Origin of the sequence: Aquibacillus rhizosphaerae (assembly GCF_030282825.1) — a bacterium.
Taxonomy (GTDB): domain Bacteria; phylum Bacillota; class Bacilli; order Bacillales; family Amphibacillaceae; genus Aquibacillus_C; species Aquibacillus_C rhizosphaerae.
On record NZ_JASTZU010000032.1, the window covers coordinates 29,906 to 53,970 of the forward strand.

General features: G+C 33.8%; 24 protein-coding genes and 1 other annotated feature. Of the genes, 1 reads left to right on the top strand and 23 read right to left on the bottom strand.

Going from position 1 to position 24,065, the window contains the following annotated elements; genetic code table 11:
* Nucleotides 1–64 precede the first annotated feature (64 nt).
* Nucleotides 65–550 (bottom strand): dUTP diphosphatase, encoded by a 486-nt coding sequence (locus QQS35_RS09265; RefSeq protein WP_285931739.1) that lies wholly within the window; start codon nt 548–550, stop codon nt 65–67.
* 119 nt (nt 551–669) lie between these two features.
* Between QQS35_RS09265 and QQS35_RS09270 the strand changes: the two genes are divergently transcribed.
* On the top strand, nt 670–1,059 hold the full coding sequence (locus QQS35_RS09270; protein WP_285931740.1) for a sigma-w pathway protein ysdB: 390 nt from the start codon (nt 670–672) through the stop codon (nt 1,057–1,059).
* A gap of 307 nt (nt 1,060–1,366) precedes the next feature.
* On the opposite strand, the gene QQS35_RS09275 is transcribed toward QQS35_RS09270, so the two are convergent.
* The 22 genes from QQS35_RS09275 to mdh form a co-directional block, all read right to left on the bottom strand.
* Complete coding sequence (locus QQS35_RS09275) at nt 1,367–1,954, bottom strand: TVP38/TMEM64 family protein (RefSeq protein WP_285931742.1); 588 nt, start codon at nt 1,952–1,954, stop codon at nt 1,367–1,369.
* A gap of 80 nt (nt 1,955–2,034) precedes the next feature.
* Nucleotides 2,035–2,304, bottom strand: coding sequence for a DUF1294 domain-containing protein (locus QQS35_RS09280; protein ID WP_285931743.1), 270 nt, complete (start codon nt 2,302–2,304; stop codon nt 2,035–2,037).
* 246 nt (nt 2,305–2,550) lie between these two features.
* The gene (rplT, locus tag QQS35_RS09285) at nt 2,551–2,907 is read right to left on the bottom strand and encodes a 50S ribosomal protein L20 (protein WP_285931744.1); all 357 of its coding nucleotides are present in this window, start codon (nt 2,905–2,907) and stop codon (nt 2,551–2,553) included.
* A 103-nt stretch (nt 2,908–3,010) separates the two neighbouring features.
* Nucleotides 3,011–3,208 carry a 50S ribosomal protein L35 gene (gene rpmI / locus QQS35_RS09290; RefSeq protein WP_285931745.1) on the bottom strand — a complete coding sequence of 66 codons (198 nt, stop codon included), beginning with the start codon at nt 3,206–3,208 and terminating at the stop codon, nt 3,011–3,013.
* Nucleotides 3,209–3,263: 55 nt separating this feature from the next.
* On the bottom strand, nt 3,264–3,767 hold the full coding sequence (gene infC / locus QQS35_RS09295) for a translation initiation factor IF-3 (protein WP_285931747.1): 504 nt from the start codon (nt 3,765–3,767) through the stop codon (nt 3,264–3,266).
* A 136-nt stretch (nt 3,768–3,903) separates the two neighbouring features.
* Nucleotides 3,904–4,026, bottom strand: a sequence feature (ribosomal protein L20 leader region).
* A 172-nt stretch (nt 4,027–4,198) separates the two neighbouring features.
* Nucleotides 4,199–5,173, bottom strand: a complete 975-nt coding sequence (locus QQS35_RS09300) for an aldo/keto reductase family protein (RefSeq protein ID WP_285931749.1) — start codon at nt 5,171–5,173, stop codon at nt 4,199–4,201.
* Between the two features lie 114 nt (nt 5,174–5,287).
* A complete protein-coding gene (gene thrS, locus QQS35_RS09305; protein WP_285931751.1) occupies nt 5,288–7,240 on the bottom strand; it encodes a threonine--tRNA ligase in 1,953 nt (650 codons plus the stop codon).
* A 652-nt stretch (nt 7,241–7,892) separates the two neighbouring features.
* Complete coding sequence (gene ytxC, locus QQS35_RS09310) at nt 7,893–8,735, bottom strand: sporulation protein YtxC (protein WP_285931753.1); 843 nt, start codon at nt 8,733–8,735, stop codon at nt 7,893–7,895.
* Nucleotides 8,736–8,957: 222 nt separating this feature from the next.
* A complete protein-coding gene (gene dnaI / locus QQS35_RS09315; RefSeq protein WP_285931756.1) occupies nt 8,958–9,893 on the bottom strand; it encodes a primosomal protein DnaI in 936 nt (311 codons plus the stop codon).
* Nucleotides 9,894–9,905: 12 nt separating this feature from the next.
* The gene (locus tag QQS35_RS09320; protein WP_285931758.1) at nt 9,906–11,279 is read right to left on the bottom strand and encodes a replication initiation and membrane attachment family protein; all 1,374 of its coding nucleotides are present in this window, start codon (nt 11,277–11,279) and stop codon (nt 9,906–9,908) included.
* Between the two features lie 122 nt (nt 11,280–11,401).
* Nucleotides 11,402–11,863, bottom strand: a complete 462-nt coding sequence (gene nrdR, locus QQS35_RS09325) for a transcriptional regulator NrdR (protein WP_285931760.1) — start codon at nt 11,861–11,863, stop codon at nt 11,402–11,404.
* A gap of 34 nt (nt 11,864–11,897) precedes the next feature.
* Nucleotides 11,898–12,281 (bottom strand): cytosolic protein, encoded by a 384-nt coding sequence (locus tag QQS35_RS09330; RefSeq protein WP_285931762.1) that lies wholly within the window; start codon nt 12,279–12,281, stop codon nt 11,898–11,900.
* A gap of 237 nt (nt 12,282–12,518) precedes the next feature.
* The gene (gene speD, locus QQS35_RS09335; RefSeq protein ID WP_285931764.1) at nt 12,519–12,896 is read right to left on the bottom strand and encodes an adenosylmethionine decarboxylase; all 378 of its coding nucleotides are present in this window, start codon (nt 12,894–12,896) and stop codon (nt 12,519–12,521) included.
* A 394-nt stretch (nt 12,897–13,290) separates the two neighbouring features.
* A complete protein-coding gene (gene coaE, locus QQS35_RS09340; protein WP_285931766.1) occupies nt 13,291–13,893 on the bottom strand; it encodes a dephospho-CoA kinase in 603 nt (200 codons plus the stop codon).
* 23 nt (nt 13,894–13,916) lie between these two features.
* Nucleotides 13,917–14,549, bottom strand: a complete 633-nt coding sequence (gene ytaF, locus QQS35_RS09345) for a sporulation membrane protein YtaF (RefSeq protein ID WP_285931768.1) — start codon at nt 14,547–14,549, stop codon at nt 13,917–13,919.
* Nucleotides 14,550–14,622: 73 nt separating this feature from the next.
* Nucleotides 14,623–15,447: a DNA-formamidopyrimidine glycosylase gene (gene mutM, locus QQS35_RS09350; protein ID WP_285931769.1), complete on the bottom strand. Its 825-nt coding sequence runs from the start codon at nt 15,445–15,447 to the stop codon at nt 14,623–14,625.
* A gap of 17 nt (nt 15,448–15,464) precedes the next feature.
* Complete coding sequence (gene polA / locus QQS35_RS09355; RefSeq protein ID WP_285931770.1) at nt 15,465–18,104, bottom strand: DNA polymerase I; 2,640 nt, start codon at nt 18,102–18,104, stop codon at nt 15,465–15,467.
* Nucleotides 18,105–18,287: 183 nt separating this feature from the next.
* Nucleotides 18,288–19,217 (bottom strand): protease modulator HflC, encoded by a 930-nt coding sequence (hflC, locus tag QQS35_RS09360; protein WP_285931771.1) that lies wholly within the window; start codon nt 19,215–19,217, stop codon nt 18,288–18,290.
* Nucleotides 19,207–20,202 (bottom strand): FtsH protease activity modulator HflK, encoded by a 996-nt coding sequence (gene hflK / locus QQS35_RS09365; protein WP_285931775.1) that lies wholly within the window; start codon nt 20,200–20,202, stop codon nt 19,207–19,209. Before hflK ends, hflC begins: the two co-directional genes overlap by 11 nt.
* Nucleotides 20,203–20,835: 633 nt before the next feature.
* Nucleotides 20,836–22,221 carry a two-component system histidine kinase PnpS gene (gene pnpS, locus QQS35_RS09370; protein ID WP_285931776.1) on the bottom strand — a complete coding sequence of 462 codons (1,386 nt, stop codon included), beginning with the start codon at nt 22,219–22,221 and terminating at the stop codon, nt 20,836–20,838.
* On the bottom strand, nt 22,222–22,917 hold the full coding sequence (locus QQS35_RS09375) for a response regulator transcription factor (protein ID WP_285931778.1): 696 nt from the start codon (nt 22,915–22,917) through the stop codon (nt 22,222–22,224).
* A 193-nt stretch (nt 22,918–23,110) separates the two neighbouring features.
* Nucleotides 23,111–24,049 carry a malate dehydrogenase gene (mdh, locus tag QQS35_RS09380; protein ID WP_285931779.1) on the bottom strand — a complete coding sequence of 313 codons (939 nt, stop codon included), beginning with the start codon at nt 24,047–24,049 and terminating at the stop codon, nt 23,111–23,113.
* Between the last annotated feature and the right edge of the window lie 16 nt (nt 24,050–24,065).

Genomic DNA, 24,065 nt, shown 5'->3' on the forward strand with positions numbered 1-24,065 from the left:
CTCCTTTTAAGTGTTACGACTTAAATTATAGACCTTTTTGTTTTGATTCTCAAAAATAAACTTCTTAATACCCTTTATCTTGCCTTTCAAAATTAACCTTATTCTTTTCAAAATAGGCTTGCATTATATTATGCTCATCAAACCCTAAAACTTCTCCTAGATATATGTACGTTCCAAATAACTGATTGTAATTTTCTTTACTTCGTTGTTGCTTAAATGCTATGATTTTTTCAAACACATTATTAAATACATGGGTAACATCTTTTGACTTTGTTTGGGATTGAGTTCCATCATATGAAAACTGATCATCTAAGCCTAATGACAAAATAAAATGAATCCCATCAACATACTCTTCTAATACGATTTTTTGTTCGCTAGGTGATTTAGTACTCCAAAACTTAAAGCATCTTGTTTCATTTGCTAACTCACCTACTTCAACAAGTAAAGCTAGTATTTTTTTATCAAATAAGTCATTATTTTCTAACTCGTGATTTGCTTGAATATACGTGTCTAATTGTTTTTGCATGGTAAATAATTGATTCCAATTCATTTTAATTCGCCTTCCCATTCTTTTTTTATGATTATAACATGCAATTCGACTATTTTTGAAACCAAATCAACTTGTTAATCGTATATGTGATTGAACTAATAAATAGGGAGACGATAAGTATGATTTACCTAATATTTCGGTTACTTATTTTTATTGCAATGATTCTCCTTCTTTATACAGCCTATAAATATGTGATGAATCCAAAAAGGAAACTAGAGGTAGCTAAAGAGAAGAAAACCTTCTATTTTCTTGATGATGCTGACAATATAAAGAAAAATTTACTGATGACATACAAGGGATTTTTGTTCGAGGGAGAGAAATACCTTGGCACGACTGAGAAGTCATTTGATGTTGTAAATATTAGTGTTCATGCACATAACCCTGGGGAATTAAAGGGACTCGAAAGAAATGATTTATATTTTCTAGAGGAAGAAATTTTAATAAGGTACCCTTTTGCAAAGATTGAATGGCAGTACCCGATAAATAAATTAATTATAACAGAGGTTTAATCATTATTTCCTTTGTAAATTATAGCCTGTGAACATACTTACTTCTTTAGAAGTTAAATGAAGAACACGATTGCTTTAAGAAAAGCTCGGGCTCCTCTTGAACAAGAAAAAACCTTGTTTCGAAAGATGTCTATCTATGTAACATTCCTTTGTCCTCATCCTAGGGCAAATTAAGATGAAATTCTATGTGGGGCTCTTTACCACAAAGGATGCTTCACTTAATACCTTTATACGATGTAGACGCTAGAGCTAGACATCTCTGAATTTATATAGCTCTTAAAAATTCCAGTTAAAACGGACGCTAACCTTAGGCGTCCGTTTTAACTGTCTTCGTATTAAAAAACTCTTCCCACTTTATACTTATCTCTTTTCTCCGTAATAAATAAATGCATGGGAGTAAAGCTAACAGTAGCCCTATTACCATCACTGGAGAAAAACTCGATATCCATTTCCCTACAGAAGTGTAAAGTATAGCCATTGGGATATTTGAAATAAAAGAAGAACGCATGTATTCTTTAAAATTAACGGATATTTCTAATATACATAAAGACAATAAATGAAAGTGAATAAATGGCACGAGTCTTAATAAGGCTACTTGAGATGTTGTAAAGCGTGAGTTGTCCCCAACTAGTTTCTGTTTCATTCTAACAAGTTTATCAACCGTTTTCGGCATCCATTTTGCCATACGATAGAAGACTAAACTGGAAAGAGTAATACCAATAATGGAATAAAGAGTACCAGCTACCGCACCAAAGATAATCCCTCCTGAAATACAAATAAAAACTACAGGAAGAAAAAATATTGGCCTTAGAAGATGGAATCCGATGAATAATAATGGAGCAAATAATCCTCCTGATTCGATAATGGCCATCAAATACGCACTCAAATATTCCATAGATAGCCTCCTTCATAGATGTTCTATATTATTTCTATGACAAGAGACGAGCTATTATGACAATTGGAGTAAAATATATATTAGATTACTGAATAAAAGAAAATAACTATATGAGTAACACAAATCAATGGGATTCCATACTTAAAACTAGCATGCTTTGTTTTATGCCTAAAATATTTCATAGCTACTAGTGTACCAATTGCTCCCCCTATAACAGACACTGACCACAATGTTTTTTCAGAGATACGCCATTCATTATTTTTAGATCGTTTCTTATCGATGCCCATTAGTATGTACGCTAGTAAGTTCATGGTGAAGAGGTAGATAAGAGTAAATGATAAAATCTCCATGCTCAATCCCCCTATTACAATATTTTATAGTAGAAAAAGCGCAGGTCGCCTTGCTCACCCTAGGGCAATTAAGACGAAAATCTATGTGCTGCTCTTTACCACAAAGATGTTTGACTCGGGTAGGCGCTGTAGCTAGACGTGGCACATGCAATAATCAGTTATCCACAGGACACTAAATCTATAATTTCATATGCTATAAGAAAAGGTCATTTTCCATATTAGAAAATGACCTTTGTAATAATTTTTTTATTTAAGTGCTGCTTTTGCTTTTTCAGCCAATTGAGCAAATGCTTTTTCATCATTAATAGCTAATTCAGAAAGCATTTTACGATTCACTTCAATTTCAGCTTGCTTTAAACCGAACATTAAACGGCTATAAGAAAGTCCGTTCAAACGTGCTGCTGCATTAATACGAGAAATCCATAGTTTACGAAAATCACGTTTTTTATTTCTACGGTCTCTATATGCATATTGACCTGATTTCCAAACTTGTTGCTTTGCTACTTTAAATAGCGCATGTTTTGAGCCGTAATATCCTTTAGCTAGCTTTAAAATACGTTTACGACGTCTGCGTGTAACTGTTCCACCTTTAACACGTGGCATAGTAATTCCCTCCTAGTATATATCAACGAAATATCGTGTAAGTTTTTTTCATCAGTGCGATGTTCTTTATTATTTAAGCACGAGCACACTGCTATAGTTCATTTTATTTTTTTGGTAACATTTGTTTGATACGCTTGTAATCTCCTGCAGAAACTAGAGTTCCTTTACGTAGTTTACGTTTTTGCTTCGTAGACTTGTTAGCAAATAAGTGACTAGTATATGCATGGGAACGTTTTACCTTCCCAGAACCTGTTCTTTTAAAACGTTTTTGAGTACCTTTGTGGGTCTTCATTTTTGGCATGAGTTGTTCCTCCTTGTAAGCTAAAACTAATTTAATGATTCTCTATAAGTGCTAATTATTTTTCGTTTACAGGTGCTAGCATTAAGAACATGCTACGACCTTCCATTTTAGGCCTTTGTTCGATTGTTGAAAGATCCTTACATTCTTCCGCCATACGTTCAAGCACTTTTTGGCCAATTTCTTTGTGGGTAATTGCACGTCCACGGAAACGAATAGATACTTTAACTTTGTCACCTTTTTCAAGGAACTTCCTTGCATTACGTAACTTCGTATTAAAGTCATGCTCTTCAATTCCAGGGCTAAGACGTACTTCTTTAACGTTGATGATTTTTTGCTTTTTGCGTGCTTCTTTTTCTTTCTTTTGTTGCTCAAAACGGAATTTACCATAATCCATGATACGACACACCGGCGGTTTTGCAGTCGGTGCAACAAGAACAAGATCTAATTCTCTAGTTTGAGCAATTTCTAACGCTTCTTGACGAGTTTTAACACCAAGTTGATCCCCATTTGAATCAATAAGACGTACTTCGCGAGCGCGAATTTTCTCATTTACATTCATATCTTTGCTAATAATCAGCCACCTCCGAAAATTTTTAAAGAAAATTTCAATGATCTTTTACTAAAGTCATAAACACAATAGTGACATGACCCTTTTGTACAGGCCACTGACAAGTTGGTTGCTATTTTATTATTATGCAATAAAAAAAGTGTCGGTACACACTGCACCCACACAACTCCTGTTTCATATCGGAATAGTAACCTGTCAACTGCAATACATGCGTCAATCAGGTGAGAAGCGGGTGCCTCTACTTGTCACAGATCATATTCAATTTCACCTACAAAATAATATCATGGTTGAAGCATTCTGTCAACCAGATACACAATCAGTAAATTTATAATAGCATTTTCTTCAAGTATATACAAGCTTAACAACATATCTTATAAAACTAAAGTACTGGACAAAGCTGTCCAGTACTTATTAATTAAATTTTATCTGGCCGGATGAAAATTTTTAATCGTGTCTAGAATAGTTTCTATCTCTTCAAGCGTATCTATTGTCAATTCAGCATCAACAGCTTTAACATTTTCCTCTATTTGCTCTGTCCTACTAGCACCTATAATAGCAGAACTTACTCCAGGTTGGCGAAGAATCCAAGCCAAAGATAATTGTGTCAATGTTAAGTCATTCTTTTTTGCTACAGTATCTAACTTTTGGACTGTTTGAAGAACATCTTCTCTCATATAACTATTAATCACCATATTTGTTGAATCATTAGCTGCACGACTGTTGTCAGGTATAGTAGTGCCAGGTTTATACTTACCAGTTAATACTCCTTGTGCTAGTGGTGAAAAGACTAATTGTCCCAAACCTAATTGTTCAGAAGTAGAAAGTACTTCGTCTTCAATATATCTTTCTATCATGTTATAAATTGGTTGATTAGATATAAGCGGATGTAATCTTAATTCTTTTCCTATTCCAACTGCCTTCTCAATCTGAGCAGCTGACCATTCACTTACACCTGTATATAGTACTTTTCCTTGCTTCACTAAGTCATCCATTGCTAAAAGCGTTTCTTCTACTGGAACTTCCTCATCAAACCGGTGACATTGGTACAAGTCTATGTAGTCCAAGCCAAGCCGCTTTAAACTAGCGTCACACTGTTCAATAATATGTTTTCTTGAAAGACCTCGATCATTTGGGCCAGTTCCCATTGGGAAAAAGACTTTCGTTGCTACGACATAACTACTACGTCGATAATCTTTTAATGATTCACCTAAAACCTCTTCTGCTTTTCCAGTTTCATATGCATTTGCAGTATCAAAAAAGTTAATGCCTAATTCAAATGCCTTTTTAATACAGCTATCTGCCGTTTGATTATTTACTGAGTTGCCATATGTTAACCAACTACCTAATCCTAGCTCACTGACTTTTAATCCACTTTTACCAATGTTTCTATATTTCATGTTTTCCCTCCTCGTATATCCTTCACATAATATAATTTGATGAAAGAGATACATTCCCATCATTATTTAGTAAAAGCACTTTTCATTTTATTGAAAAGTGCTTTTTAAATATACTCATTTCTTCTTGTGTAATGCTTTACTTTGAATCTCAGCTTTAACTTCTGTAATAAAGTCGTTTACTGCTTTTGTTTGTGAATCTTTCTCACCGTAACGACGAACATTTACCGCTTCTGACTCAACTTCTTTATCACCAACGACTAATGCGAATGGTATCTTCTGAACTTGAGCTTCTCTTATCTTATAACCAATTTTTTCGTCACGTTCATCGACTTCTACTCGGACACCATTAAATCTTAAGTCCTCTTGCACTTTTTTAGCATAGTCTAGGTGTACTCCCGCAGATACAGGTATAATTTTAGCTTGGACAGGTGCTAACCAAGTTGGAAACGCTCCTTTATATTCTTCAATTAAGAATGCAACAAATCTTTCCATTGTTGATACAACACCGCGGTGGATAACAACCGGACGATGTTCTTTTCCATCCTCACCAATGTAAGTTAAATCAAAACGCTCTGGTAAATGGAAATCTAGCTGTACAGTTGAAAGGGTCTCATCTTTTCCTAGTGCTGTTTTGACTTGAACATCAAGTTTAGGGCCATAAAAAGCAGCTTCACCATCTGCTTCTACATAATCCAATTCCATATCTTCCATTGTCTCTTTTAACATCGCTTGTGCTTTTTCCCACATCGCATCATTATCTACATACTTTTCCTTATCTTCAGGGTCACGATAAGAGAGTCTGAAATAATAATCATCAATACCGAAGTCTTTGTACACATTTTGTACAAGTTCCACAACTCGAATAAATTCAGCTTTTAACTGATCTGGTCGAGCAAAGATATGCGCATCATTAAGTGTCATTGCACGAACACGTTGAAGTCCTGCTAATGCTCCTGACATCTCGTGGCGATGCATTGTACCTAATTCAGCAATTCTGACAGGTAGATTACGATAACTATACAATTGGTTTTTATAAACCATCATATGGTGCGGACAATTCATTGGACGAAGCACTAGGTCTTCATTATCCATTTCCATCGTAGGGAACATATCATCCTTATAATGATCCCAATGCCCACTTTTTTTATATAAATCAACGCTTCCTAGAACTGGTGTATATACATGGTCATATCCTAATCTTTCTTCTAAATCAACGATATACCTTTCAATAGTGCGACGAATTGTGGCACCCTTAGGAAGCCATAAAGGAAGTCCTTGTCCCACTTGTTGAGAAACTGTGAAAAGCTCTAGCTCTTTTCCAAGCTTACGATGGTCTCGTTCCTTTGCCTCTTCACGCATACGAAGATATTCATCTAACTGTCCTTGCTTTTCAAATGCAGTACCATAAATCCGTTGAAGCATTTTATTCTTACTATCACCTCGCCAATAGGCACCTGATATGCTTAGTAATTTAATAACTTTTATTTTACTAGTTGACGGAACATGTACACCTCTACAAAGGTCGAAAAATTCACCTTGTTGATAAATTGTTACCTTCTCATTCTCTGGGATCGCTTCAAGTAGTTCTAACTTTAGATTATCGCCAACTTCTTCAAACATTTCTTTTGCTTCTTGTCTTGATACTTCTTTCCGAACGATTTCTAAGTTTTCATCTATTATTTTTTTCATTTCTTTTTCGATACGCGGCAAATCTTCTGGCGTGAGCGACTCTTCCATATCTATGTCATAATAGAATCCATTTTCAATCGTTGGCCCTACTCCTAATTTAACGTTATCATAGAGTCGCTTAATTGCTTGAGCCATTAGATGCGCTGTCGAATGGCGCATAACTTCAATACCGTCATCACTCTTAATCGTAATAATTTCAATCTCGCCATCTCCCGGTAATGCAGTCCTTAGATCATAACTTGTACCATCTAACTTAATAGCTAAAGCTTGTTTTTTAAGTCCAGGGGAAATGGATGCAGCTATATCTTCGCCTGTTGTTCCATATGGAAACTCCTTTATATTCCCATCGGGAAATCTGATTTTGATTTCGTTAGACATACCAATCACTCCTTAATTTTTTTTAAAAGACTCATTTCATAAGTTTTATTGCTCTTGAATCATAGAAGTTAATCAAAACCCGTCTTTAGAGCAACGTTGATTCCAGCGGAGGGCAGTCGCTCTCCGGGCAATGCTTTAGTCTCCTCGGAAGAAAAACACTCCCTGTTGTATGGTCATGGTCTTCAGTTGTTGCTTTCCCGCGTTTCTACACTTTTGTCGGATTCTATAGGTTGTTCTTAAGCAAAAACTTTTTAAAATACAGCCTTACAAAACATTTCTTCAACATAAAAAACGCTTGTCCATCTGCAAGAAGCAAAGGGACAAGCGTTAACTCGTGGTTCCACCCAAATTCCCGTATGAACGTCATTAAAATTATATCACAAGGATAAAAAATTAATCACATAGACAAATACGGCTCATTAGCATCTGTAACGAAGATGAATCGCTATCTTCTACTTGCATTATCTGCGTTTGAAAATAGGGTTCAGAGGTGGTAATCCTAGATGGATGAACAAGAAGTTTTCAGCTGTTAACTTCTCTCTCTATCGAACTCCATTCCTATGACTTTGTCCTCATCAATACCTTTATGATTTAAATCAATGTATGAAGGTATTATAGCTAGAGTTTCATAAAAAATCAAGCACATTTAAAATCAAATCTTTTCATCAAAAAAAGGAAAATTGATAAGTGGCTCATAATTAACTCTTTCTTGAAAAATATTTACAATCGTCATTGTCTTTGGCTCAGACGGATCATCTCCATAGATTACGATTTTCTTTGGCGCCATGGCTATGAGTGGAGTTAGATTCATCTCGTATTTATCCAAACCTACTATGTATATCGGTTCATTTTCAATTATTCCTTTAATCTCCACTTCTGAAATTTCAGTACCATTCGATGTAAAGAATGTAAAGTTCTCACCTTGCACAATACTAATTACCGAACACTTTGATTTTTTCTTAGCAACATATTCCCTTAATGAATGAACAAATAACTGATATTCCTCCTCCCTTTTAAATTCATCAATTGCAAGTCCAACAACATTAATTAATTCTTTTCGATAAGCTTGCATACGAAAATTCACAATAGAATCAAAATGAACTTTTTTTTGTTGCCATTCTGACTGAAAAAAGGACATAAGCATATCTCTTGGTTTTTTATCCTTTAAGATTTGACCGAGATCATCATCATCTCCAGAAATAATAGATTGAGTTAAATCAATGATTCGTTGAATTTCAGTTTTATCTGTGTAATAGAAATTCCGTTTTACAATGTGATTAACCCAATTTAATTCCCTGTGAAAAATAAAGACATCAGCCAGGGCCAGGGCAATGAGTTCTTTTTGATTAGAGATTTTTTTCAATGTTTCAATTTGAACCTTATTCTCAAATTCATCACTTGAGTTCCAACGAATTTGAAAATGCTTATCATATTGAATTAAACGTTCGCAAAAAGTAATGGCCTCTTTCTTATATTCAAAATTTACCTCAAGCAATCATATCACCCTCACCACGCTCAAACTGTTACATTATATGGGTGAATACAATAAAAAATGTATTTTCTAGTTAAAAAAATACTGATAGAAATGGTACTAGAGTTGAATTAGAAGCCACGTACTCCCTAAAAAGTGGCTGATCCAGCTATTTTTTAAGTATGCACTTCCTAACAACCTGAAATTAAAAATACCAATGCAACATTGCATTGGTATTTTTATTAATTATAGATCTCTACGGTTCAACCCAAACAACGGTACTTCTTTACTTACTTGTTTAATTCTTTCAATAATCCTACCAGCTTTAACTAAATCCGTATCACCACGATTAGATGTCGCCAAATGTTGCTCTAATTGCTTCAAACTATAGTTAGAACTAAAAAATACCGGTAACCTTTCCATCATGCGGTACTGTAAAATCGAGCCTAAAATTTCATCTCTAAACCAAGCCGAAAGAGATTCTGCACCAATATCATCAATCATTAGTACTTGAACTTTTTTAAAGTACTCGATTTTTGTATTAACGGAGTCATCTTTTAAAGAAGACTTCATCTCTCGAACAAATTCCGGCATATAAATGAGCATGGACGATATATTTCTATCAGCTAATTCATTAGCAATGGCACCAAGAAAATATGTTTTCCCCACTCCAAATGGACCATAGAAATAAAGTCCTTTTTCAGCTTTATTAGTCCCAATAGATTGCACATAAGATAATACTTCACGAATTGCATCGTGACGATCCAGTTCATGGTGATCTAAATCATCGATTGAAGCTTCTAAAATATCTTTTGGCATATATAAACTTTTAACTAGGGTTTCTTTCTTTTGCTGTTCGTCTCGTTGAATTTTCTTCTTACATTTATCATACGTTAAATGCACATCTTTGCCCTCAACCAGAACTTGAGGGGTGTACCCTGGAAGCATGTTTATACATTTATCCAATGAAGGACAGTCAGCACAATTTTTTGATTGTGATCGATACTCATATAGTTTCATAAGGTTTTTATCAATATCACTGCTTGTAAACTCAGGGTTATTACTTAATATATTACTTATTTCAGGATCTCTTAATAACTCTTTTTTTATATGATTAAAGTTTTCCTGAAAATTTTTATTTTCTCGCATCCATTTTTTTAGTGAAGCTTGGATTGGTTCCATATTAATCATCCCTTATAAGTGGCTATATTTATTGCTTTTATAATTCTTTAGAAGTTCACTAACATCTTCTTTTTCTTCTGATGTCTCTTTAGCATTAGGTTTAGGTTTATTTTGATTTCGCTCTTTAAACCATTCAGGTATGACTTCTTTTTTAGTAGGCTTTTTATAATAGGACTGTTTGTTGTTTCCCCATTGTTGATATTGTTGATTTTCTGATTTAGCAAGTGTCATGGCTTGTCTAACAGTGGTAACGTTTTTTCTTGCCCAGTGACTTGCAATCTTTTCTAAATAGGATTTTGTTAACTTCATATCTGTCTTAAGTAGTACGTAATGAATTAAAACATTTATAACACCTGGCTTAAGCCCTTGTTGGCTCATCACATCACTAATCACTTTCAAGTCTTGTGGCGATGCTTGATTACCCCCTGATAAGTCTTCCAGTAACTGTCTTGGTGATATCTCTTCAAGCATCCGGATAAATTGATCTTCTTTACTATCTGACTTCGTCTTTTCATTACTGTTTTTTTGTTGCTTAATTGTAGAAGTTCTATTAACTACATTAGCATTTGGTTGTTTTTGTCGTGATTGAAATAAGTCAAGGCATGCTGATTTAAATTCTGTTACATTTAAAACACTTTCATCACTTACTGCCCATAAAACTGCCTTTTCTATATCTTGACTAGTTAAATCATATAGTGTAGACATTTGAGCCATTAACTTTTTATTTGATAACGTTACAATTCGATTAGCAGGTAACATTCTTTGCTCTAATATTTGTTCTAACCACTCAAAGTCAACACTCCCCATATCTATCGCTGGCCCTTGGTTAACTTCAGCTTCATTATCAGAACTATTACCATCTTCACCATTAGAGAAATAACTACTAAATACATCTTTAAAGTTAGCCGTTATCCTTTTTCCATAATCATCTTCTGAGAGATTTTTCTTTTTAAATGTCTGATATAATTTATCGCATTTTTCACCACCTAGATGGTGGTATAAAAGTTGGGATAACATGTCATTACTGAAAAACTGCAAAGGAGAACAAGGTGCATGTAACTTGTAAAGATAGATATTATTTTGTTCATTATTATTTTGGAAAGTTTCCAATAAACCGATTGCTTCTAAGTTCAAACGTGCTTCATAGATTTCATCTAATGGTAATGCAAGGTAATTCATCAATGTATGATGGGTTTGTGGTATCTCCTTGTTCAGTTTTACTTGATACTCACTGAGAAGGGTTTGGTATAAGGAAATAGCTTTAACTCCTACAAGTGGCTGGTATAAATGGGTTAATGAGTGGAAATAACTTATCGATATGTCTCCTTCAAGAATAACTTGGTATCCTTCAGCTGGTAATAGCTTACCAATATATTGTTGTTTCACTATTTCCAACTCCTTTCTATTATGCATTTCCAAAGAAGCATAGACATTCTTCACATGTAGTTTTAACCAAATGAAAATTTTAAACAAAGAAAAAATGAGCCGACTTTGGCTCATCGGCAAAACTACTTATTGTCTGCCCTAATTAGATCTTTTAGTTCATCAAGAAATACACTTAAATCTTTAAATTGACGGTAGACAGATGCAAAACGAACGTATGCGACCTCATCTACTGATGACAGACGGTCCATTACCATTTCTCCAATTTCTTTACTGTTAACTTCGGAAGTACCACGATTTCGTAATTCCTTTTCAACCTCAACAGCAATAGCTTCAATTTGTTCCAATACGACTGGACGTTTTTCACATGCTTTAATTAACCCACGCATTAGTTTATCTCTACTATATTCTTCTCTTGTACCTTCTTTTTTTACAACAATTAATGGAACTTCTTCCAAGCGTTCAAAAGTTGTGAATCGAAAAGAACATTCTTCACATTCCCTTCTTCTTCTAATTGAACGACCTTCTTCTATTGGTCTTGAATCCAACACTTTTGTACTTTTATATTGACAGTGTGGACAGCGCATATGTAATCAATCCCATCATTTGACCATTAAATTTTTATTTTTCTATCAATACAAGTTCTTTTTTCAAATCATCATATATCTTTGGAATTAATCTGTGACTATAGCCTAAATCAAACGGTAGAATAGATTCTGTAGTGATTGAAAGATCAATAGCTGTTCTAAATGGCTTGACCATAATAATGGTTGCAATTACAAATGACTTCTTGCTACCAGAACAGTTCACACTAATTTCACCATGATCCTCAGACGTAGCTACAATTTCATATGACTTTGACTTTCTGAAAAATTCTTCCACGGTTTTAAATCCCTTATCTTTTGTTGTCTTAAAATAATGTGTTTGCAGTTTGGGATCCCAATGATTATCTCTTGTTTCCGAATGGTTATTAAAAAACTTATCAATTGATTGTCGAATCGTCATGAACTGCACCTCATCGTATAATAATATTCCCACTAAATCATAAATCTTATTTTATTTTAACATGTTTTACACTATAAAACGATAATGAACCACTTTTTATTATATCATTTATAAGATAAATATTTATACAGATTTTAATGAATCATTCTAACATTCGACATATTTAGATTTAGACATGAATATAACCCTTGCTACATGCAGCAAGGGTTATGTTATATTGTAAAAGAAGCATTATATTTATAAAGCTTTAAATTTGTTAACATCAACTTGACCCATTCCACGAGGAAGTTCAACTTTCTCACAAGTTTTTGATTCAAGTGCTTCAGCAATGAAATCTGTTGCAACGTTAGGGTCAATTATATCACCGCAAGTATAAACATCGATGCTTGCATAGCCATGTTCAGGAAAACTATGAATCGTTAAATGTGACTCCGAAATAATAACAACACCGCTAACTCCATAAGGAGCAAACTTGTGAAACGCAACCTCTCTAATTTCAGCTCCAGCTTTTAAAGCAGCATTAACAAAAACTTGTTCAATTAACTCCATGTCATTTAATTTATCTATATTACAATCCCACATCTCCGCAATGACGTGTCTTCCCATTGTATCCATTGTATAACTCCCCCTTTAAAGATTTTCCTCCCAGAAAAAACATGCATGATTTGCCACGGGGGAAAGTTAGTCCAAAGAGATTCTAACCCTTTAAGCTCTCATTAACGCATATATCCAGAAGATTCGCTAATTGTGATATCATTAATACTTTTAACACCTTTGGTAGTACGCTTCGAGGTGCAAAAAAAGTATATATGGTTTACCCCGTTTTGGCAAGACAGTTTATATTTTTTAAAATGGAAATCCTTTATGAAACTACAAAGGTTGTTTCTTTCCACTATCTTATTATGGGGTATACGAATATCTTTATCCGTTCTTTGTTTATTTTAAACTTTTAAAGAAGAATAAACAAAAAAACTTCGGCAAAATATTGCGAAGTTTTATCACTTTAATTTTATATATAAATATTCCACATTGTTAAGATTTTTTGTAACTGTTCCTCTGTTTCCTTTAGAGTACCGCTATTATCAATTACTTGATCAGCCATTTCCGCTTTTTGTTTTATAGACATTTGTGACCTAATTCTTTTTAATGCGTCTTCTTGTGAGGATTTATCACGTTCCATTAAACGCGCTAACTGTATTTGTTCCTCTACATAGACAACTACTATTTTATCAACAAGATCTGTTAACTTACTCTCAAATAATAAAGGGATATCGAGTACAATCACTTCTTCCCCCAATTTAATTCGTTTGTTTTTTTCTTGAAGCATTGTCTCTCTAACAGCTGGATGTACTATCTCATTTAGTTGCTTTCTTTTTAATTCATCAGAAAAAATAATTCGACCTAGTTTTTTTCTATCTATTTTTTCATTCACTTCCAATATCTCTGTTCCAAATGTTTCAATTATTTTAAAATAAGCTGGCTCTCCAGGTTCAACCACTTTTCTAGATATAATATCTGCATCTATAACAGGAATGTTGTTATTAATCAACATACGAGCTACAGTACTCTTACCAGTTGCAATGCTTCCCGTTAGTCCAATGATTAGTACCATTATGATCATCACCTTATAAGATTTTAGGTCATTTTAATTATGCCGATTACGATTAATATAATTCCAGGAATAAATGTTAATCTGTGAATCCAATTTAAATAGGAAAACAACAAGCCACTCTTTAATCCTATAGCAAGAAACAGACTAGTTGTTAGTCCTATCCCAAGGGATGCAAACATTGGAGTGAATCCTAACATTGCAGCTCCAATTCCTGCACCAAATGAGTCAAGAGATAATGCAAAGCCAAGTAAAAATGCCTCGATACCAGTTATTTTACCTGAATTATCAATATCTGCTATCATTGGCTTTTTTAAGATTTGAATAACAATACCAAGAGATTTAATTTCCAATTTCAATATTATTGGATTATCGGTACTACTGGATTTATCGGTCTTCAAAAATTGATAAATCACCCATATACCAATAAGAATCAAAACCCATCCACCTATCATTTCAGCAACGTGTGGTGATAAAAAGGATGCAACAGTTTTCCCAATTAACATAGATAAAAAAAACGTGATAGCTGAAATCATCCCAATTATTATAATCGACCGAATAGGTAAGATCATTTTTCGCAATCCATAGGTAAATGAAACCATAAAACTATCTAAACTTACAGCAAAAGCTAGGAGTATAAAAGTAGTTATTTCAGCCATATTAAATAGCTCCTTTTCCATTGATATTACAGTAATAGTAGTATATGGATGGAGCTATTTACTTGTGCTTATCTTAGATCTGGCATGTATTACAAATATGCGTTCCCCGACCAGCTACTTTGGTTTTTGCAATTGGATTTCCACACTTTTTACATGGTTTATTCTCTTGACCATATGCATATAACTGTTGTTGAAACATACCGATTTGTCCTTGCGTATTTACATATGACCGAATCGTTGTTCCACCTTGTTCAACCGCTTCTGCTAACGTTTCAACTGCAAAGTGTTGTATTTGTTCGACCTCAGCTTTTGTCAAATCACTACCTTTTCTCATCGGATGTATCCCAGCTTTATAAAGGGTTTCATCTACATAAATGTTTCCTAAACCAGCAATAATGGTTTGATCTAATAAAATACTTTTAATCACACGATCACTTTTATGAATACTTTCATAGAAAATATCTAGATTAAAACTGTCCTCGAAAGGGTCAGGACCTAGTTGACTAAGAGGTTTACTCATCAATTCAGCACCCTTTTCAAACAAATGCATGGTTCCAAATTTACGAACATCATTATACCGTAGCTGTTCCCCGTTACTTAAGTGAAAAATTACGTGTGTATGTTTTATCACTGGTTCCGTTTCTTTAAAGACACCGTATTTACCTTCCATTCTCAAATGGGATACCAAAACAAAATTGGTGAGCTCAAATAATAAAAACTTGCCCTTACGTTTTATATCATCAATTTTTTCTCCAGCTAATAAGTGCTTAAATGCCTCAACATCATCTGGTTGTTTGATGATGTTGGGCCAATACACTGATACTTCCTTAATCGTTTTATTAACTACTAATTGTTTTAACGTTTTTCTAATCGTTTCTACTTCTGGTAATTCAGGCATTATATATTATCTCCTTGTTACTTTGCGTCGTACCACGTTTTCCCATATGCGTAATCTACTTTTAATGGTACAGATAGTTCCACTGCACTTTCCATAACTGAAGGCACAATCTCTTTTAAACGGTCTAATTCTTCAATTGGTGCTTCTAAGATTAATTCATCATGAACTTGCAACAACATTTGCGCCTGCATATTCTCTTCTTTTAATTTTTCATTTAGATTAATCATAGCCAATTTAATTATATCTGCTGCACTTCCCTGAATTGGGGTATTCATTGCTGTCCGTTCTGCGAAGCTTCTAAGATTGAAATTTCTATTCGTAATATCTGGCAAATACCTTCTTCTATTCATGAGTGTCGTTACAAAACCTTTTTGTTTAGCCTCTTGAACGACTTCATCCATATATGTCTGTACACCAGGATAACTATTTAAGTAACGATCAATAAACGTTTTTGCATCTTTTCTAGTAATGCCCAGATTTTGCGATAAGCCATAATCACTTATACCATAAACAATGCCAAAATTTACAGCTTTTGCTTGCCTACGCATATTATCAGTTATTTCATCCGCTTCAACATGAAAGACGTCCATGGCTGTTCTTGTATGAATATCCATATCATTATTAAATGCTTCAATCAATTTCTCGTCGTTCGCAATATGTGCCAAGACTCTTAACTCAATTTGCGAGTAATCCGCAGCAAAGATAACCCAACCATCTTTAGAAGCAATAAAAGCTTGTCTTATCTTTTTACCTTCTTCTAGACGGATAGGTATGTTTTGTAAATTAGGTTCAATGGAACTTAACCTTCCCGTTTGCGTGAGTGCTTGATTAAACCTTGTGTGAATTTTTTGGTTATCTTTATGAACAACTTTAAGTAATCCTTCAATATATGTTGACTGGAGCTTCCCTAACTGTCTATAAACTAGTAGCTTTGGAATAATTTCATGTTTGTTTTGCAATTGCTCCAATATGTCAGCGGATGTTGAGTAACCAGTTTTGGTTTTTTTAATCACTGGAAGACCTAGCTTTTCAAATAAAATAGGCCCTAATTGTTTTGGTGAATTCAGATTAAAGGTTTCACCAGCTAGCTCGTGAACCTCACTTTCAATTGTCTGTAATCTTTCTTTCAGCTCTTCTCCCATATGCTTTAACCGGTCAACGTCTACTTGTACACCTAATGCCTCCATCTCACCTAAAACAATGGAAAGTGGCAATTCTAATTCCTTCAATAACTCTAATTGCTCGTTTTGCTCTAATTCTTTTTCTACCTCTTCCTTTAATAAGTAAATCATATTTGCTTTACGAGTAATATGATTTACTAATTCATCAAATTCTGGCACCTTCATTTTTGCACCTTTTCCATATACCTCTTCATCAAATAATACTTGTTTTTGCCCTAAACGATGACTTATTGCTGGAATGTCGTGATGATTCTCAGAAGGATCGATTAAGTACGATGCTAATAATAAATCAAATTCAATCCCTTTTATTTGGATATCATGTTTTAATAATGCAACTGTCACTTTCTTAGCATCAAATACCCATTTTTTATATTTACCATCCTCTGCCCAACGTTTAAAAGCATCAGATTTAATAGCAACATCTGTTGGAATAAAGTACTTTTTATTTTCATTAACTAACCCAAATCCTTCAATTGCAGCCAAGTGATAGTTATCACCTAACATTTCTACTTCAAATGCTTCAACGCCAGTGAAGATATTATCTTCAACTTTATCTAAAACTTCAATCTCTAAATTACTTAATTCTTCCTTTTCTTCGACTGGTATTGTTACATCGCCTTCAATCCTCGTTAATAAAGATTGAAAACCAAGGTCTTTAAAAATTGCACTTACTTGATTAGGCTCATAGCCGTTGTATGTTATATTTTCAAGACTAATTTCAATTGGAGACTCACATTCAATTGTGACAAGTTCTTTACTCATATAAGCGTCTTCTTTATGATTTTCAAGTTTCTCTTTTAGCTTTTTACCACTCACTTTATCTAGATTTTCGTATAAAACTTCTAGGGTCTTAAATTCTTTTAACAATTTGACAGCAGTTTTCTGTCCAACTCCAGGCACTCCAGGGATATTATCAGAGCTATCTCCCATTAAAGCCTTCATATCAATAATTTGTTCAGGACTTACTTCCATCTTTTCTTCCATAAACGTTGGAGTATATGTATCTACATCACTTAATCCTTTTTTAGTTAAACTTACCTTCACTTTATTTGAGACTAACTGTAGTAAATCTTTATCTCCAGAAATAACATTAACTTCCCAACCTTGTTTTTCTCCATGTTTCGCGAGTGTACCAATAATATCATCTGCTTCATATTGATTTAATTGATAATGCATAATATTAAATGCATCTAATAATTCTTTTACTAATGGAAATTGCTCAGATAATTCAGGAGGGGTTTTTTGTCTTCCACCTTTATACTCTCCATAAGTCTTATGACGAAAAGTAGTTTTACCCGCATCAAAGGCGACTAACATATGAGTTGGTTTTTCGTCCTCTAATATTCTTAAAAGCATCGTTGTAAATCCGAAAACCGCATTGGTATAGACACCTTTATCATTGTTTAACAATGGCAAAGCAAAAAAAGCACGATAAGCTATGCTATTTCCATCGATAAGAATAAGTTTATTTGTCATATATTGCACTCCTTCTAATTCATTCTGAACTTGGTAAAAAGTGATTAACGAAAAGTTCTCAGCTTTATTTTACCATGATTAGTTAAAGAATAAAAAAATGACTCAGGAAGGAAAATAGTTCACCTGCCTGAGTCATTCCATTTTCACTAAATTTATATTACGATTTCTCTTTAAAAATATACTTTACTCTAAATAACCTGTTAATAATTCAGCATAAGGAGAATCGCTTGGTAATATAATTGTAGTTTCTCCATCTATTGTCTTTTTATAGGATTCTAGCGTTCTGTATAACTGATAAAACTCTTCATCTCTTGAGAATGATTCATTGTACATACTTGCTGCTTCTTCTTCACCTTCAGCACGTATTTGAGCAGCTTGAGCATCAGCTACAGATAGCATTTCTTGCACATCCCGATCGGTCTGGGCTCTTATTCTGTTCTTTTCTGCTTCACCTTGTGATAAATATTCCTGCGCTTTTGATTCACGTTCTGAGATCATTCGATTAAATACGGACTGTTCATTTTCATCTGGTAAATCGGTTCGTTTGATTCGAACATCATCTACTTGAATACCGTATTCATCTCTTGATAACAATTCATTTACTCGTTCAGTAACCCGCTCGTTCAAGCTACCTCGCGTAGAACCTTCTTCATTTATTATTTCATCATAATTCATTGTACCAAGTTCAGATCGGATAACAGAAAAAATAAATTCGCCCATTCTTGATTCTGCATTCAATTGAGTTCTTGCATTGGATATCATTTGTTCAGGGTCTGTTATTTCCCATATCGAATAATTATCAATAATCATTCGCTTTTTATCAAGTGTATTAATTTCTTTTTCCATTACATCATATACCATTTTTTTGTTAGGGAGCGTTGTAATTGTGTGTAATAATGGTACCCGAAATTTAAGACCTGGCTCTTGTTCAATCCGTATTACTTCACCAAATTGTCTAACAACCTTATATTCGCCTTCTTTTACGATAAACATACTACTCAAAAATAAAACGATAATTGCTATCAGAACAAGAATCGAGATTCCCATTTTCATATATCTCTTTACATCTTTAGAGGATTTACTATTCATTTCCACTACGTTTTCATCTGTCATTTGTTTCGCCCTCCTCTTCACTGCTCTCCGTTGATGTGTCGGCATCTGGAGCTGGGACAGGTGTGGTTGTTGACTGGCTACTATTTTGTGTCAAAGGCAAATATTTTAATGTGTTACCATCATCATTCATAATATAAACATTTGCATTAGGTAAGACTTTTTCTAAAGTTTCTATTACAAGTCTCTGTCTTGTTATTTCAGGATTATTTGAATAGGCATTATATAACGCATCGAAACCTGCTATATCTCCACGTGCAATCTCAATCCGCTCTATCTTATCCCCTTCAGCTCTTGTTTTTATTGCATCTTTTTCCCCTAAAGCTTCTTCAACCATTTGATTTTCATATTTTCTTGCTTCATTAATTTTTGTATTCATGGTTTCTCTTGCATCTGTTACTTTCATAAAGGCTGTTCGAACTTCTTCATTAGGAAGATCAACTTCCTGAAGCTTTACGTCAGATATAGAAACCCCAATATCATAATCTTCCATCAATGTGACCAATAATTCAAAGACAGAGTTTTCAATCTCTGCTTTACCTGAAGTTAGTGCATCATCAATCTTAGAAGAACCAATGACACCTCTTAACGAAGCAGAAGTGGCATTATAAAGAACTGTTCTGGGGTCTTCTGAATTGTATAAATATTTAGAAGGCTCCGTAATTTTCCACTGTACAACTAAATCTGCTTGAACTATATTTTCATCACCTGTAATCATTCGTACTTTATCTGCATTTTCTTTTTCATCTCGGTTAAATCCAAAATCTAAACTAAACGTTTCTTTTGATAATGTTTCAACCTCTTGAATTGGCCAAGGCATCTTAAAATGCAAACCTGGGTCTGTTATACCTTCTTCGGCATGACCAAAGGTTAAAATTACTGCTTGTTCAGACTCATCGACCGTGTACCAGCTTGTAAGCCCTACGATACCTAAAATTGCAACGCCTATTACAATTGCAATCCAAGAATATATTTGTTTTAAAGTCATTCATCTCTCTCCCCTTTATATATATATTAACTGTACGTAATAGAAGATATGTTTGTTTCATTTTTGATAGAAATATTTAAACAGTTATTTTGTGATCGAAAAGTTATTTCTTCCTTGTAGATAAAAGTAAAGGCAGTTTTCTAAAAAAAGCACTACATCTATACCCAGCTAAAGAAATATACTACGCTTTTGAACGACTCACCGCTCTCATGAATTAATAAACCTAATGAGCGAAGGAAAAATACGAGAATCCTGTGGGAAAGGAACAGTCTGAAGGCCCTACAGTGAGTGTTTTTTTGGCCTGCGGTTACTCGGCCCACCCGAAAACATTTGCTCGCGAAAGACTGAAGCGGTCCTCATGGAAAGCGAGTGTTTTTCCAAAGCGGCGTAATTACAACTTAACTAGAAAAAGTGCAAAAAGTTAAGCATATTTAGTGCAAATTTCATATCAAGTTCGACCGCTGTTCAGCAACAATGTTTACAAAAAGAATCATTCAATTTTTATTACCTGGAAATTGTGACAATAACCATTGCTTTTCTTCTAAAAACATAAAGGAAAGCCTTGTGGCTTTCCTTTATGTTTTATTTATTTGCAAGAACTCTAATTGTATATCCATAGTTTATAATGATTAACTAATCAAGAAAAGACTTAGGCAAATTAACCCTAAATATTGTTCCTTTGTCTACTTTACTCTCTACTTTAATCGATCCTCTATGTGCTTCTACAATATGTTTTACAATAGCTAAACCTAAACCTGTGCCACCTGTATTTCTACTTCTAGCACGATCAACCCGGTAAAATCGTTCAAAAATCCTATCTTTGAATTCTTCAGGAATACCTATTCCTGTATCACTTACAACTATTTCTATGGAGTCTTTTGTTATATGTACTCCTAAATCCACTTTTCCACCTACGGGAGTATAGTTAATAGCATTGCTAATTAGATTAATAAAAATTTGTTTTAACCGATCCCTGTCAGCTCTAATTTTGGAGTCTTCTTCTATTGTAGTAGTAAAGTTAATTTGTTTTTTCTGCGCTTGTTGTTCAACAATTGTTAAAATTCCAACTAGTAGTTCGTTTATATGTATTGTTTCATAGTTTAGTCTTAATTCGTCTTTTTCTAGCTTTGATAATTCTAACAAATCGTACACTAATGCTTGTAAACGTTCACTTTCCGTTAAAATAATTGTTAAAAACTGATTTCTAATCTCCTCATTAACCATGTCATCTTCTAGCAATGTCTCAGCAAAACCGCGAATAGATGTAATAGGAGTTTTTAATTCATGTGACACATTCGCAACAAAGTCTTTTCTCATTTGCTCTAAACGCTTTAATTCAGTAATATCATGAAAGACTAGAACTGCTCCTTTTAAATCGTTAGCTTCATTGAATATTGGTGCACCGACGATTTCAAAATACCTCTTCTTTTCAATTTCTAATGATATAGTAAATGAGTTTTTAACTTTTTCTTCATATAAAAAGGCCTCTTGCACTGCTTTATGTATGTTTTCTTGCTCTAATACATCATAATATAAAAAACCTATATAATCCTTTGCGTGTTTTCCAAAAGTATTAAGAAACTTTCTGTTAACTAGATGAACATATCCTCTTTCATCGATTAACATCAAACCGCTCTCCATATTGTCAATAACTGTTCTAAGCTGACTCCCTTGCATCTTTTCTTGTATAGTCATCTCTTGCAAGCTTCTCGCTAGGACATTAATTGCATTACTTAATTTACCTGCATCTCCAAAGTGATTGACATATGTTCTAGCTTTATAATTACCTTTAACTAATTCATTTGCTACCATTGCTGAAGATTGCACTGGTTTTATGTATTTATCAAAAATATTATATATAAGAACCAAAAATACAATTGAGCCACCAAAAAGACTTAGTCCTACAATAATCTTTTCTTGCCCTTGTATTAATGGAAGAATGATAACACCTATACAAATCATTACAATAAGGACAATAATTCCATATAAAAAGAACAAACGGGAATTTGATGATTGCATTTAATACGGTTCCTCCATTTTATAACCTAGACCACGAATTGTTTTTATATAAACTGGATGCTTTGTATCTGGTTCTATCTTCTCTCTTAAATGACTTACATGTACATCAACAATTCTTGTATCTCCAACAAAATCATAATTCCAAACTGCACTTAACAACTGATCTCTAGAAAGTACTTTTCCTTTATGTTTAGCCAAATATAACAATAATTCAAATTCTTTTCTAGTAAAGGATAATGTTTCGCCTCTTATTTCCGCTTCATATTGTTCTGGATAAATGGAAAGTTCTGAAACTTTTATAAAAGGTTTATCCAACTCGATTTCTCTTTTTATTGTTCTCCTTAAGATTGCTTTGATTCTTGCTACTACTTCTTTTGGACTAAATGGTTTAGTAAGGTAATCATCAGCACCAAGTTCCAAACCTAGTACTTTATCAAACTCATCATCTTTAGCTGTTAACATTAATATTGGTGTATCTATTTGCTTTTGCCTTAATTGCTTACATACTTCTGTACCTTCTAATTCTGGTAACATTAAATCTAATATAATTAAATCAAAGGGTTGTGAAATTGCTTTTTGTAATCCTTCCATCCCTGTATAGGCTACATCCGTTTGAAAACCCGCTTTTTCTATATTATATTTAAGCAAAGTTACAATTGATTCTTCATCATCGACAATTAATACCTTTTGATTCATCCTAACACCCCATCATTTATACTAGTTTCATCATACAATGAAGATTCCTTTATGTGAATACTAGTAAAGAACAAAGTTGAGCTCTGAATGTAAAATTTTATTTACATTGTAATAAAACTCTCATAAAGATAAATTCTTTGCAAAGAGAACAAAAGAAGCCCCTGTTACTAAAAAAGCAACAAGGACCATTAATTTACTCTAATACGCTTAATACATTTTTCACAGATTTCGCTGAATTATCTAGTGCAGCTTTTTCTTCATCAGTTAAATCTAACTCAATAATTTCTTCAAGACCATTTCCCCCAATTATCGTAGGTACTCCAAGATAAATATTGGAATATCCATATTCACCTTCAAGATATGCAATTGTTGGCAATAAACGCCTTTGGTCTTTAAGAATAGCTTCTGTCATCACTGTTAAAGAAGCAGCAGGAGCATAGTAGGCACTACCATTTCCTAATAGTCCTACAATCTCTCCGCCGCCTTTTCTAGTGCGTTCAACGATGGCATCTAAGCGGTCTTTAGAAATTAGTTTTTGCAATGGGATACCACCTGCAAAGGAATAACGAATTAGTGGCACCATATCATCACCGTGCCCACCTAATACAAATCCAGTAATATCTTTTACAGATATATTTAATTCTTCTGCAACAAAGGTATTGAATCTCGCAGTATCCAACACACCCGATTGCCCGATTACTCTTTCTTTTGGTAATCCTGATTCTTTAAATATGGTGTAAGTCATTGCGTCAACTGGATTAGTTAATACTATAATTGCAGTGTTAGGAGAATATTTCACAATATCTTTTGTAACACTTTTCATTATTTTCGCATTTGTATTAACTAAATCATCACGACTCATTCCTGGTTTACGGGCAATGCCAGCTGTAATGATTACGATATCTGAATCTTGCGTATCTTCATAATTAGCAGTACCTGTAATCTTAGCATCATACCCTTGAATTGGACTTGCCTCCAACATATCTAATGCTTTTCCCTTTGTTGGATCTTCCATATCAGGAATATCTACTAATACAACATCAGCTAACTCTTTTTGCGCAACCATCAGTGCCGTAGTAGCACCTGTAAAACCTCCACCAATTACTGAAACCTTCTTCCTTTTTATTGCCATAATGGATCCTTCATCC

What these genes read in the sequence shown, in the direction of transcription:
- coaE (WP_285931766.1), bottom strand. Translation starts at nt 13,893, where the DNA reads ATGGTACTAATCATTGGACTAACGGGAAGCATTGCAACTGGTAAGAGT.
- QQS35_RS09265 (WP_285931739.1), bottom strand. Translation starts at nt 550, where the DNA reads ATGAATTGGAATCAATTATTTACCATGCAAAAACAATTAGACACGTAT.
- rpmI (WP_285931745.1), bottom strand. Translation starts at nt 3,208, where the DNA reads ATGCCAAAAATGAAGACCCACAAAGGTACTCAAAAACGTTTTAAAAGA.
- mutM (WP_285931769.1), bottom strand. Translation starts at nt 15,447, where the DNA reads ATGCCTGAATTACCAGAAGTAGAAACGATTAGAAAAACGTTAAAACAA.
- QQS35_RS09330 (WP_285931762.1), bottom strand. Translation starts at nt 12,281, where the DNA reads ATGACGATTCGACAATCAATTGATAAGTTTTTTAATAACCATTCGGAA.
- hflK (WP_285931775.1), bottom strand. Translation starts at nt 20,202, where the DNA reads ATGACTTTAAAACAAATATATTCTTGGATTGCAATTGTAATAGGCGTT.
- nrdR (WP_285931760.1), bottom strand. Translation starts at nt 11,863, where the DNA reads ATGCGCTGTCCACACTGTCAATATAAAAGTACAAAAGTGTTGGATTCA.
- mdh (WP_285931779.1), bottom strand. Translation starts at nt 24,049, where the DNA reads ATGGCAATAAAAAGGAAGAAGGTTTCAGTAATTGGTGGAGGTTTTACA.
- ytaF (WP_285931768.1), bottom strand. Translation starts at nt 14,549, where the DNA reads ATGGCTGAAATAACTACTTTTATACTCCTAGCTTTTGCTGTAAGTTTA.
- thrS (WP_285931751.1), bottom strand. Translation starts at nt 7,240, where the DNA reads ATGTCTAACGAAATCAAAATCAGATTTCCCGATGGGAATATAAAGGAG.
- infC (WP_285931747.1), bottom strand. Translation starts at nt 3,767, where the DNA reads ATGAATGTAAATGAGAAAATTCGCGCTCGCGAAGTACGTCTTATTGAT.
- QQS35_RS09280 (WP_285931743.1), bottom strand. Translation starts at nt 2,304, where the DNA reads ATGGAGATTTTATCATTTACTCTTATCTACCTCTTCACCATGAACTTA.
- dnaI (WP_285931756.1), bottom strand. Translation starts at nt 9,893, where the DNA reads ATGGAACCAATCCAAGCTTCACTAAAAAAATGGATGCGAGAAAATAAA.
- QQS35_RS09300 (WP_285931749.1), bottom strand. Translation starts at nt 5,173, where the DNA reads ATGAAATATAGAAACATTGGTAAAAGTGGATTAAAAGTCAGTGAGCTA.
- pnpS (WP_285931776.1), bottom strand. Translation starts at nt 22,221, where the DNA reads ATGCAATCATCAAATTCCCGTTTGTTCTTTTTATATGGAATTATTGTC.
- rplT (WP_285931744.1), bottom strand. Translation starts at nt 2,907, where the DNA reads ATGCCACGTGTTAAAGGTGGAACAGTTACACGCAGACGTCGTAAACGT.
- speD (WP_285931764.1), bottom strand. Translation starts at nt 12,896, where the DNA reads ATGGATACAATGGGAAGACACGTCATTGCGGAGATGTGGGATTGTAAT.
- polA (WP_285931770.1), bottom strand. Translation starts at nt 18,104, where the DNA reads ATGACAAATAAACTTATTCTTATCGATGGAAATAGCATAGCTTATCGT.
- QQS35_RS09270 (WP_285931740.1), top strand. Translation starts at nt 670, where the DNA reads ATGATTTACCTAATATTTCGGTTACTTATTTTTATTGCAATGATTCTC.
- QQS35_RS09375 (WP_285931778.1), bottom strand. Translation starts at nt 22,917, where the DNA reads ATGAATCAAAAGGTATTAATTGTCGATGATGAAGAATCAATTGTAACT.
- hflC (WP_285931771.1), bottom strand. Translation starts at nt 19,217, where the DNA reads ATGACAGATGAAAACGTAGTGGAAATGAATAGTAAATCCTCTAAAGAT.
- QQS35_RS09275 (WP_285931742.1), bottom strand. Translation starts at nt 1,954, where the DNA reads ATGGAATATTTGAGTGCGTATTTGATGGCCATTATCGAATCAGGAGGA.